At 67.1% G+C, this 11,569-nt stretch carries 8 protein-coding genes; 2 read left to right on the plus strand and 6 right to left on the minus strand.

Going from position 1 to position 11,569, the window contains the following annotated elements; translation table 11 throughout:
• Positions 1–183: 183 nt before the first annotated feature.
• The 3 genes from rocF to RPB_RS04290 form a co-directional block, all read right to left on the minus strand.
• Entirely contained in the window at positions 184–1,170 is a 987-nt protein-coding gene (gene rocF / locus RPB_RS04280) for an arginase (protein WP_011439742.1), read from the minus strand.
• A gap of 93 nt (positions 1,171–1,263) precedes the next feature.
• Positions 1,264–2,112, minus strand: coding sequence for an acyl-CoA thioesterase (locus RPB_RS04285; protein ID WP_011439743.1), 849 nt, complete (start codon positions 2,110–2,112; stop codon positions 1,264–1,266).
• A gap of 288 nt (positions 2,113–2,400) precedes the next feature.
• Positions 2,401–4,911: a glycogen/starch/alpha-glucan phosphorylase gene (locus RPB_RS04290; RefSeq protein ID WP_011439744.1), complete on the minus strand. Its 2,511-nt coding sequence runs from the start codon at positions 4,909–4,911 to the stop codon at positions 2,401–2,403.
• Between the two features lie 428 nt (positions 4,912–5,339).
• On the opposite strand from RPB_RS04290, the gene RPB_RS04295 reads away from it, so the two are divergent.
• Positions 5,340–5,771 (plus strand): hypothetical protein, encoded by a 432-nt coding sequence (locus RPB_RS04295; RefSeq protein WP_011439745.1) that lies wholly within the window; start codon positions 5,340–5,342, stop codon positions 5,769–5,771.
• Between the two features lie 141 nt (positions 5,772–5,912).
• Here RPB_RS04295 and RPB_RS04300 read toward each other — a convergent pair whose 3' ends face one another.
• The 3 genes from RPB_RS04300 to polA all read right to left on the minus strand — a co-directional run bounded on the left by RPB_RS04300 (position 5,913) and on the right by polA (position 10,782).
• Positions 5,913–6,719, minus strand: a complete 807-nt coding sequence (locus RPB_RS04300; protein ID WP_011439746.1) for a DUF2865 domain-containing protein — start codon at positions 6,717–6,719, stop codon at positions 5,913–5,915.
• Positions 6,720–6,819: 100 nt separating this feature from the next.
• Positions 6,820–7,383, minus strand: a complete 564-nt coding sequence (gene pyrE, locus RPB_RS04305) for an orotate phosphoribosyltransferase (protein WP_011439747.1) — start codon at positions 7,381–7,383, stop codon at positions 6,820–6,822.
• A 300-nt stretch (positions 7,384–7,683) separates the two neighbouring features.
• Positions 7,684–10,782 carry a DNA polymerase I gene (gene polA / locus RPB_RS04310; RefSeq protein ID WP_011439748.1) on the minus strand — a complete coding sequence of 1,033 codons (3,099 nt, stop codon included), beginning with the start codon at positions 10,780–10,782 and terminating at the stop codon, positions 7,684–7,686.
• A 145-nt stretch (positions 10,783–10,927) separates the two neighbouring features.
• Between polA and RPB_RS04315 the strand changes: the two genes are divergently transcribed.
• Positions 10,928–11,521: a hypothetical protein gene (locus tag RPB_RS04315; protein ID WP_011439749.1), complete on the plus strand. Its 594-nt coding sequence runs from the start codon at positions 10,928–10,930 to the stop codon at positions 11,519–11,521.
• Positions 11,522–11,569: the final 48 nt, after the last annotated feature.

Raw genomic sequence — 11,569 nt, forward strand, 5'->3', positions numbered from 1 at the left:
ACGCCCGCCCCAAGACCTCTTAGGCTATCCCGAGGTCACCCGAGACTTACGATCCCGAAGAGTTCTGCGACTCTGTTTTTTCCAAAACTGCGAGATTCCGGGTTCGCTCGCAAGGGCGAGCGCCCCGGAATGACGAGCGCGGGGAGAGCGCTCCCCCCGGAATGACGACCGCGGGGATGGCGCTCACCCCTCGGGCAGCAGCGCGTTGCTCGGCGTCACCCGGTCGGAGATCTGCATGCCGAACAGGCTGCCGATCAGCTCCACCGCGACCCGGGCGGTGCGGCCGCGCTCGTCGAGGAAGGGGTTGAGTTCGACCACGTCGAGCGAACGCACCAATCCCGAGTCGTGCAGCAGCTCCATCACCAGATGCGCCTCCCGATAGGTCGCGCCGCCCGGCACGGTGGTGCCGACGCCGGGCGCGACCGCAGGGTCGAGCACGTCGACATCGAACGACAGATGCAGCACGCCGTTCGCCGCGCGGACGCGGTCGATCAACCGGCGGATCAGCACGCCGACGCCGAATTCGTCGATCGCCCGCATGTCGACCACCGGGATGGCGCGGGCGCGCACCAATTCCTTCTCCAGCGGATCGATCGATCGGATGCCGAACAGGTCGAGCCGGTCGGGCGGGATCGACACCCGGGGCTCGTCGCCGAGCAGCGCATCGAGCCCCGGCTCGCCGCACAGGAACGCCGCCGACATGCCGTGCATGTTGGCGGAGAGCGTCGTCGCCGGGGTGTTGTAGTCGGCGTGGGCGTCGAACCACAGCACGAACAGCGGCCGCCCCTGCGTCTGCCAATAGCGCGCGACGCCGTTGACCGAGCCCATCGACAGGCTGTGATCGCCGCCCATGAACAGCGGCACGGCGCCGGAACGCGCCAGCTCATGGGCCCGCGCCGAGATCGCGCCGACCCAGCTTTTCACCTCGTCGTAATAATTGGCGTTGGCCGGCGTCGGACCCGCGTCGCGACAAGGTGGCGGCCGCGCCATGTCGCCGTGATCCTCGACGGTGATGCGCAACTGTTCGAGCACGCGGCCGATACCCGCGGTGCGCAGCGCCGCCGGGCCCATCAGCGTGCCGCGCAGCCCGGCGCCGATCTCGATCGGCACCCCGAGCAGCGCGACGCGGCGGTTCGGATCGGGCGGGATCACGGAGCTGGAGGGCGTCATGCGCGGCGCCTTTCGGGCAAGTGGGCCGGAGCGTTGTCACGCGCAGGCCATAGCCGCTTCGCGTGACGACAACGCGATGGCGGCGCGGCTGGATCAGGCCTTGAAATAGGTGATCTGATGCGTGGTCGCCAGCAAACGCCCGCCGGCAGACCACAGTTCCCCGGTCTGATCGCTGAAGCTCTTGTGAAACACGTTGGCGTCGGCGACGCCGAGCACGGCGGTGATCGGCTCGGCGGCGAGGTCCGCGGCGTCGACATGGAAATACGTCGTCATCGACACCGTGCCGATCGGCAGCAATTCGCCGCGGACGTGGAAGATCCGCGCGAAGAACGCGTCCGCGATCGCCGACAGCGACAGCAGGTCGATCACCCGCGGCACGGCGTGGCCGATCCAGACCTTGGTGTGGGCGCTCGCCGGCTCCACGTGTGGCGTGCCGGTGAAGTTCGGCGCGTTCTCGGCGAAGCGGAATTCGAATTGCCGGATCCAGGAGGCGGCGACGCCGGCGCGTCCATACACCGGGGAGTCCTCATAGCGCGGCGTTTGCGGCATCTCGGTCGGCTGGTGCGACCAGGTCTCGCGGCGCTGCGCGAACACGGCCGCGGCGAACGCCGCGACGCCGACCTCGGGCTGCGTCAGGTCGATCGACCAGTGCTGCGTGGAGCGGGTCGCCTTGATCAGCCGCGGCGCCAGATCGAATGCGCCGTTGCCGACCGGCGCACAGAAATTCACCGTCAGCGCCAGCGGATCGCCGGCGCGCTCGGGATGCTGCATCAAGGCGCGCAGCAGCGTCGCGGTGGTGGCGCCGCCGAACTGACCGACGAAGGCGTGGTAGTCGTCGCTGGTCGCGCCCTGCCAGCGGCCGTCGGCGCATTCAACCCGCGTCGCGACGTCGAACGGATGCGGCGCGTCGTGAACCCTGGCGTCCAAAACCTTGGCGTCCATGGTGGCTCCCTTCTTGTTCTTGCTTTTGTCTGGCTCTCTCGGCGCAACTTGCCCCGCGCCGCGGCCGGGCGCAATGGCTGTCGATCGTCATGTGATGCGACGCCGCCCCTCTGCTCCCTCTCCCGCTTGCGGGAGAGGGCCGGGGTGAGGGCGAGCCAGGCACTGAGTCCGCGTGACGCCGAAAGTCAGCTTCCCTCACCCGGATCGCTGCGCGATCCGACCTCTCCCGCAAGCGGGAGAGGTTGCGCTGTGCGCTGGCGCGAGCGCTGCGACCTCCGCTCGGCCCCGCTACCCCTTCGCCAGCCGTGCCGGCGGGGGTTGCGTCGCGTGCCGTGTCGGAACGTCCCAGATGTCCTCGGCGTATTCGCGGATGGTGCGGTCCGACGAGAACCAGGCCATCCGCGCGACGTTGAGGATGCCGGCCCGGGTCCAGGCGGGGCCGGCGGCCCAGCGTGCGTCGATGCCGCGCTGGGCCTCGTAGTAGCTGTCGAAATCGGCGCTGACCATGTAGTGGTCGAGGTGCCGCAGCGCGTGCGCCACCGAGGCGAACCGCGCCGGATCGTCGGGCGAGAACGCGCCTGCGTCGATCGCCCGGATGGCGCGGGCGAGCGGCTGCGAGCGGGTGATGACGTCGTTGGCGTCGAGGCCCTGGGCGCGCCGCGCCACCACTTCGAGCGCTTCCATGCCGAAGATCGCGATATTCTCGGCGCCGACGTGATCGCGGATCTCGATATTGGCGCCGTCGAGCGTGCCGATCGTCAGCGCGCCGTTGAGCGCCAGTTTCATGTTGCCGGTGCCGGACGCTTCCATGCCGGCGGTCGAAATCTGCTCGGACAGATCGGCGGCGGGAATGATCACTTCGGCCAGGCTGACATTGTAGTCGGCGAGGAACACCACCTTCAGCTTGCCGCCGATCGAGGCGTCGTTGTTGACGACCTCGGCGACGTCGTTGATCAGCTTGATGATCAGCTTGGCGTAGCGATAGCTCGCCGCGGCCTTGCCGGCGAAGATCTTGACGCGCGGCACCCAGTCGCGGTTCGGCTCGTCCTTGATCGCGTGATACAGCGCGACGGTCTCCAGCACGTTGAGAAGCTGCCGCTTGTATTCGTGGATGCGCTTGATCTGGACGTCGAACAGCGCGCCCGGATCGACCCGGATGCCGTTGCGCTCGCTGATCAGCCGCGCCAGCGCGATCTTGTTGCGGTGCTTGACGGTTCGGAACTGCTGCTGGAACGCGCTGTCGCCGGCGAAGGCTTCGAGGCGGTCGAGCCTCGTCGGATCGTCCAGCACCTCGTCGCCGCAGGCCGAGCGCACCAGATCGGTCAGCCCCGGATTGGCCAGCGTCAGCCAGCGCCGGAAGGTGATGCCGTTGGTCTTGTTGGTGATGCGGTCCGGATAGAGATGATTGAGATCGTGGAACACGGTCTCCTTCATCAGGTCGGAATGCATCGCCGAGACGCCGTTGATGCGGTGCGAGCCGATGAAGGCGAGGTGCCCCATCCGGACCCGGCGGCCGGCCCGCTCGTCGATCAGCGACACCGACGCGCGGAACTCGATATCGCCGGGGCAGCGCTGCTCGGCGAGCGCCAGATGCGCCTCGTTGATGCGGTAGATGATCTGCAGATGCCGCGGCAGCGTGCGCTCGAACAGATCAAGCGGCCAGGTCTCCAGCGCCTCGGGCAGCAGCGTGTGATTGGTGTAGCTCAGCGTCGCGGTGGTGATCTGCCAGGCGTCGTCCCAGCGCAGGTGATGGACGTCGATCAACAGCCGCATCAGCTCGGTGACGGCGAGGCTGGGATGGGTGTCGTTGAGCTGGATCGCCGCCTTCTTGGCGAGGTTGCGGATCTGGCCGTCCGAATCCAGATGCCGCTTGATCAGGTCCTGCAGCGAGGCGGAGACGAAGAAATATTCCTGCCGCAGCCGCAATTCGCGCCCGGCGGGGCTCTCGTCGTTGGGATAGAGGAATTTGCAGATCGCCTCGGCGCGCGCCTCGTGGGCGGTGGCGCCGAGATAGTCGCCGGTGTTGAAGACGTCGATCAGCATCGGATCGGGCGCCCGCGCCGACCACAGCCGCAGCGCGTTGACGTGCTCGCCGCGCCAGCCGACGATCGGCGTGTCGTAGGCCATCGCCTGCACGGTTTCGATCGGCGTCCAGACCGCGCGCGTCACGCCCTTGGGGTCGGTGACCTGCTCGACGCTACCGCCGAACTTCACCTGATACACCACCTCGGGCCGCTGCAGCTCCCACGGGTTGCCGAACGACAGCCACTCGTCCGGGAATTCCTGCTGCCAGCCGTGATTGATGATCTGCCGGAACAGGCCGTAATCGTAGCGGATGCCGTAGCCGATCGCCGGGATCTCCAGCGTCGCCATGCTTTCCATGAAGCAGGCGGCGAGCCGGCCGAGGCCGCCATTGCCGAGCGCCGCGTCCGGTTCGCATTTGCGCAAATCGTTGAGGCCGACGCCGAGGTCGCCCAGCGCGGCGCCGTATTGCGCCAGCAGGCCCATATTGTTCAGCGCGTCGGTGAACAGCCGGCCGATCAGGAATTCCAGCGAGAGGTAATACACCCGCTTGCGGCCGGCGTCGTAGCTCTCCTTCTCGGACACCAGCCAGCGGTGCACGATGCGGTCGCGCAGCGCCAGCGCCGCGGCCTTGTACCAATCGTGCTTGGTCGCCTGCGTCGCCTCTTTGCCGATCGCAAGCGTCAGCTTGGCCAGAATGGCGCTCTTGATCTCGGACAGCGCCAGTTCGTCGATCGGCGGCTGCTGAAATTTCTCTGGCACGGGCTGCGCGGGCAAATGATGATCCTACAAGGGTTTTATGAGTTCAAACCATACAAACATTAGCGCCGGACCGAAACCCATGACGAGTGCATCGTTGCGGCGCTGTGCCTTGGTTTTGTGCACAACTCGCGTTCTGGCGCCGCGACGCTGAAGCTGCGCTGAACGACGGCATCCGGACGGCGAGCGTTCGCGCGAGATGGAGACTGCTAGCGGATGAGTTTGACGCGGTCGCGACCGCGGATCGACGGTCCGTATGTCGCTCCGCCGCAACCCGTGCGTCGCAATAGACACCGTGGTGCCGGGGCGCATTGTCCCCGCTCATCGACCCGAGCATTGGGCGTCTAGAACAAATTAAGAACATTTTTACAAGCCATTGATATATCATCTTGATTCGGCGCTTGGCGCCACAATATCTATGGCCTGTCCAAACTTGCGAGGACTACATGTCCACCATCGCCTTCGATCAGATGGCCCTGACCCGGATCGCCGATTTCGCCCGCTCGCTGTCGCGGCTGCATCAACTGGCGCGGCGGCAATGGATCGACGACGACCAGCTCGACCGCGAGTTCAATGCGGTGTGCCTGTCGATCTGGGGCTATTCGCCGGACGATCTGTGTGACGAGATGTTCTGGACGGACGATCTCGCCTGGCTCGACACGCTGGATGAATCGAGCGCGCGGATCTTCGCCGCCGAGCACGGCTACGACCTCGTCGACGATTCCGGCATGCTGACCGACTGGTGGGGCTATTGCTGGATGATCCTCGCCGAGAAGCGTGGCCTGCTGACGCCCGAAAATCGCGCCGCCGCCCGCGCCCGGATCGAAGAGACCTACCGCGCCGCGCCGAATGTGATCGGCGTCATCGTCGGGCGGTAGTCCCCTGGACGGTCATTCCGGGGCGCTCGCAGAGCGAGCGAGCCCGGAATCGCGAGCTGTTCTGCGCGGGACCGCCGGGCGCCCCGAATGTCGAGATTCCGGGCTCGCCGCTGCGCGGCGCCCCGGAATGACGGTTGTGCCTCAATCCACCCCCGCGCGGCGCCCGCGCACCGCGGGTTGCGCTGCCGCCGGGACCGGCAGCGACACGTCGCGGGCGATCGGTAGTGGCGTTTCGACGAACTGATCGTTCACCGGCGCCACCTTCATTTCGCCGAGCCGGGCGCGGAGCTGCGCGGTCAGGCCGGGATAATCCGCCACCGGGGTGAAATCCGGAGTCTGCTCGGCGCCGAGCCGGACGCCCGTATAGGCGGCGAGGCCGGTCGCGGTCGCGACGATGTCGCCGGCGCGCAGCGAGGTGTCCTGCGACAGGTCGATCTGCGCGAGGCCGGCGGGATCGCGGCCGTTGCAGGTGCAATCCGCCTTCAGCGCCTTGCGATAGGCGAAGGCGTTTTCGCTGTCGGCATAGCGCTGGCCGCCCGCCGCGGTCGCGTAGTCGATATTGCTGCCATAGTAGACCTTGGCGTTGCCGGCCGGGCAGAACGCGTTGCACATCTGCGCCGCCGTCATGCCGCCGCGCGCCTGCAGCGCGAAATACTTGCCGTCGCACGGCCGCACGCAGAACGCCGGTCCGCCGCCGGAGGCGACCGGGCGCGGCGGCGGTGGCGGTGCGGCCTGCTGGTTCAGCCCGAACGGATCGGCGAAGAAATTGGCCTGCGCCGGCGCGCCGCGCTGCTGCGGCCGCTGCGGGCCGCCGCTGCCGAACAGCATGTCGAGGATGTTCTGCGCTGCGGCGGGCACCGGGCTCAGCGCCACGGGGGTTGCCACAGCGAGCGCCGCCGCGAGCATCACGGGGCGCCGAAGGCGCCGCATTTCAAAGGCTTGACGCAACGCTCACTCCACCCGACGCGATCGTGCTGCGGCCTGGCCGCGACCCGTTCACTTTAGTGCGGGATGGTAAACGCGCGGTTTCTTCGGGGCGCCGGGGTGTTCAGCGATTGAGGAATTCGCTGGCCTTGTACAGCGATCGGAACGGCAGCCCGGCTGCGGCGAAGGCTTCGGTGGCGCCTTCCTCGCGGTCGACCATGGTCAGCACCAGCACGATCTCGGCACCGGATTCGCGCACCGCCTCGACCGCCTTGATGGCCGAGCCGCCGGTGGTGGTGACATCCTCGACGATGACGCAGCGCTTGCCGGCGAGGCTCTCGCCCTTCGCCAGACCTTCGACCGCCAGCCGGGCGCCGTGCTCCTTCGGCTTCTTGCGCACAAAAAACGCCGCGATCGGGTGGTTTTTCAGCCACGACAGCTGCGCGATCGCGCCGGCCAGCGGCACCGCGCCCATCTCCAGCCCGCCGATATAGTCGACCTGCTCGTCGCGCAGCGCCTCATAGGTCAATTCCGCCAGCAGCGCCGCGCCCTCGGGGTCGAGCATCGTCGGCTTCAGATTGAAATAGAAGTCGCTCTTGCGCCCCGACGCCAGCGTGATCTCGCCACGGCCGAACGAGCGGGTGCGGATGATGTCGGCAAGGCGGGCGCGGGACGCGGATTTGGACACGGGCGGGCTCTCTGAGGTTGACCGGCCGCAATCTAGCCGCCGGCATCGGCCGATGCCAGCGGGCAGCGGCGGTATTCACGATTTGGGATTGCGTCGTCGCAACCGGCACGGCGCAACCTCTCCCGCTTGCGGGGGAGGTCGGATCGCGTCAGCGATCCGGGTGGGGGACGCTGACTCTCAGCGGATAGCGGACTCAGTGCTCGGCTCGCCCTCACCCCAACCCTCTCCCGCAGGCGGGAGAGGGGGCGCGCTGCGGAGCGGGGAGAGCCAGCGGCTACGATGAGAGGCCGAAGGCATTACTCAATGCGCCTCGTCCCAATTGTCCGCGGCTCTTGCGTCGACCTGCAGCGGCACGTTGAGGATCACGGCCGGGAACGGCGCGTCCTGCATGACGTGGCTCACCACCGGCAGCGTCGCCGTCACTTCATCCTCTGGCACTTCGAAGATCAGTTCGTCGTGCACCTGCAGCAGCATCTGCGCCGCCAGCTTCTTCTCGGCCAGCGCGTCCTCCATCCGCACCATGGCGCGGCGGATGATGTCGGCGGCGGAGCCTTGCAGCCTCGCATTGATGGCGGCGCGTTCGTTGAAGGCGCGGATCGACGGGTTCGAGGCCTTGATGTCCGGGTAGTGGCATTTGCGGCCGAACAGCGTCTCGACATAGCCGTGCGTCCGGCAGAAATCGCGGGTCTCGTCCATATAGGCGCGGATGCCCGGGAAGCGCTCGAAATAGCGCTTGATATAGGCGCCGGCCTCCTCGCGCGGGATGCCGAGCTGATTGGCGAGGCCGAACGCCGAGATGCCGTAGATGATGCCGAAATTGATCGCTTTCGCACGGCGGCGGATGTCCGACGGCATGCCCTCGACCGGCACGCCGAACATTTCGGACGCCGTCATCGCATGAATGTCGATGCCGTCCTGAAACGCTTTCCGCAGCGCCGGCACATCGGCGACTTCGGACAGCAGGCGCAATTCGATCTGCGAGTAGTCGGCCGAGACCAGTCTGTGGCCGGGCGTCGCCACGAAGGCGCGGCGGATTTTACGGCCGTCCTCGGTGCGCACCGGGATGTTCTGCAGATTGGGTTCGTTCGACGACAGCCGCCCGGTGGTGGTGGCGGCGAGCGCGTAGGTGGTGTGGACGCGCTGGGTCTGCGGATGCACATAGGTCGGCAGCGCGTCCGTGTAGGTCGAGCGCAGCTTCGAGACCTGGCGCCAGTCGAGAATTTTGCGCGGGAATTCGTGCCCTTGTTCGGCGAGCTCGTCGAGCACCTGCGCCGAGGTCGACCACGCGCCGGTCTTGGTCTTGCTGCCACCGGGCAGGCCCATCTTGCCGAACAGGATGTCGCCGAGCTGCTTCGGACTGCCGATGTTGATGTCCTCGCCGGCGAGTTCGCGGATCTCTGCCTCGATCCTTGCGGCGGTCTGGGCGAAGTCGGCGGACAATCGCGACAGCACTTGGCGATCGATCGAGATGCCGCGCCGCTCCATCCGCGCCAGCACGCCGACCAGCGGCCGCTCCAGCGTCTCGTACACTGCCATCATCCGCTCGGCGACCAGCCGCGGCTTCAGCACGCGCCACAGCCGGAGTGCGACGTCGGAGCGCTCGCCGCCATATTCGGTGGCGCGGTCGATCGGCACCTGATCGAACGCGATCTTCGCCTTGCCGCTGCCGGTCAATGCGCCGAGCACGTGCAGGGTGTGGCCGAGATTGCTTTCGGACAGCGCATCCAGACCGTGGCTGCCGCGGCCGGCATCGAGCACATAGGAGATCAGTTGCACATCGTCGATGTTACGCAAGGTGACGCCGTGCTGCGCCAGCAGCACCGCGGTGAATTTGATGTTGAAGCCGATCTTGGCGAGGCCTGCGGAGTCCAGCAGCGGCCGCAGCGCATCGAGCACATCGCGCGCGCCGAGCTGGTCGGGCGCCAATCCTGCGGCGAACAGACCGCTTCCGTCGCCGGTCTGACGATGGCCGAGCGGGATGTAGCAGGCGTCGTTCGGCCCGAGCGACAAGGCGATGCCGCACAGCTCCGCCTGCATCGGATCGATCGAGGTCGCGATCGCATCGACCGCGAAGGCGCCGGCGTCGTGGATGCGCGCGATCCAGCCCTGCAGCTCGTCGCGCGTGCGCACGGTCTTGTATGCGGTGCGATCGACCGGAATTTTTCGCGCGGCTTCGGCGCGCTTGGCGGCGAGGATCTGTGGCGACAGCACCTCGCCCGGCTGGCCGTCGCGGCCGCGGCCGGCATTCAGAGGACCACCTTCCGCCGAATGCGGCGCGCTCCCTCTCCCGCCTGCGGGAGAGGGTTGGGGTGAGGGCACTTGCCCCGAAAAAAGGTCTCCGCCTGTGGACGTGCCCCCACCCGTCGCGCTCCGCGCGCCGACCTCCCCCGCAAGCGGGAGAGGTGAAGACTTCAGCGCGGCTTCGGCCTCGACGTCGGACGGATCGATCTGGGAGTAGTCCGCGACCCGCCGCGTCAGCGTGGTGAATTCCATCGCCTTGAGAAACGAGATCAGCTTTCGCGCGTCGGGCTCGTGCACGGCGAGTTCGTCGAGCGGGACGTCGAGCTTCACCTTGTCGTCGAGCAGCACCAGTTGCCGCGAGATCCGCGCCTTCTCGGCGTTCTCGATCAGCGCCTCGCGCCGCTTCGGCTGCTTGATTTCGCCGGCGCGCGCCAAGAGCGTGTCGAGGTCGCCATATTCATTGATCAGTTGGGCCGCGGTCTTGATGCCGATGCCGGGCACGCCCGGCACGTTGTCGACGCTGTCGCCGGCCAGCGCCTGCACTTCGACCACCTTCTCGGGCGGCACGCCGAATTTCTCGATCACCTCGGCAATGCCGATGCGGCGGTCCTTCATGGTGTCGTACATCGTGACGCAATCGGTCACGAGCTGCATCAAATCCTTGTCGGACGAAACAATTGTAGCCGTGGCGCCGCGCTCGCAGGCCTCGCGCACATAGGTGGCGATCAGATCGTCGGCCTCGAAGCCGGATTGTTCGAGGCACGGCAGGTCGAACGCCCGCACCGCCTCGCGGATCAGGGCGAATTGCGGGATCAGATCGTCCGGCGCCGGCGGCCGGTGCGCCTTGTAGTCGGGGTAGAGCTGGTTGCGGAAGGTGTGCTCGGATTTGTCGAAGATGATCGCCAGATGCGTCGGCCGGTTGTCCGGCGGCATCTCGCGGAGCAGCTTCCACAGCATGTTGCAGAAGCCGAGCACGGCGTTGACCTGCAGCCCGTCCGACTTGCGGGTCAGCGGCGGCAGCGCGTGATAGGCGCGGAAGATGTAGGACGATCCGTCGACCAGGAAGATGTGATCGCCCGTGCCCGGCGCCTTGGCGGCGGCCGGGGCAGGGGAGTTTGCGGCGGGCGCCGCGGCGGCTTTCGAGGGGGATTTCGGCATGGCGGCAACTTAAGGCGTTTTGCGGCTTTTGACACCCTGCCGGACGCGGGCGGCGGTGATTTTTGCGGTGCGCGGGAAATCCGGTTGCGCGGGCTGCTGTTCCATGCGCCGGTGGCGCTCGCCGACCCACCCGAAAGGACTCCCGATGCCCACGCCCCTCGACGATCTGATGGCCAGACTGCGCGCGGTCGAGGCCGAGATCGAGGTCGAGCTGACCAGGCGCCGCGAGGCGCTGCGCTGGCATCTGGACAACCAGCGGATCGTGTTCGAGCAGGGCGTCGAGCGATTGCACGGCGCGATCAAGATCCGGCTGTCGCGCTACATCCGCGACGCCAATCCGTGGATCGTGCTCACCGCGCCGGTGATCTACGCGCTGATCGTGCCGTTCGTGATCCTCGATGTCAGCGTGATGGCCTTTCAGGCGATCTGCTTTCCGATCTACAAGATCCCGAAAGTGCGCCGCCGCGACTATCTGGTGTTCGACCGCCACCACCTCGCTTATCTGAACCTCTTGGAAAAGATCAACTGCGCCTACTGCTCCTACGGCAACGGCGTGATCTCCTTCGCCCGCGAGGTCGCGGCGCGGACCGAGCTGTATTGGTGCCCGATCAAGCACGCCCGCCGCGTATTAGGCCCGCACCCGCACTATCAGGGCTTCGCCGATTTCGGCGACGCCGAAGCCTATCGGGCCAAGATCGTCGGGATGCAGGGCGGGGTGAAGGTCGAGGACGGCGGGTAGACCTGCGCCGGGAGCCGGGGCTACTGATCGCTCAACCTCGTCATGGCC

This window comes from Rhodopseudomonas palustris HaA2 (assembly GCF_000013365.1).
Classification (GTDB): domain Bacteria; phylum Pseudomonadota; class Alphaproteobacteria; order Rhizobiales; family Xanthobacteraceae; genus Rhodopseudomonas; species Rhodopseudomonas palustris_J.

What these genes read in the sequence shown, in the direction of transcription:
- RPB_RS04285 (WP_011439743.1), bottom strand. Translation starts at nt 2,112, where the DNA reads ATGGACGCCAAGGTTTTGGACGCCAGGGTTCACGACGCGCCGCATCCG.
- RPB_RS04315 (WP_011439749.1), top strand. Translation starts at nt 10,928, where the DNA reads ATGCCCACGCCCCTCGACGATCTGATGGCCAGACTGCGCGCGGTCGAG.
- polA (WP_011439748.1), bottom strand. Translation starts at nt 10,782, where the DNA reads ATGCCGAAATCCCCCTCGAAAGCCGCCGCGGCGCCCGCCGCAAACTCC.
- RPB_RS04295 (WP_011439745.1), top strand. Translation starts at nt 5,340, where the DNA reads ATGTCCACCATCGCCTTCGATCAGATGGCCCTGACCCGGATCGCCGAT.
- rocF (WP_011439742.1), bottom strand. Translation starts at nt 1,170, where the DNA reads ATGACGCCCTCCAGCTCCGTGATCCCGCCCGATCCGAACCGCCGCGTC.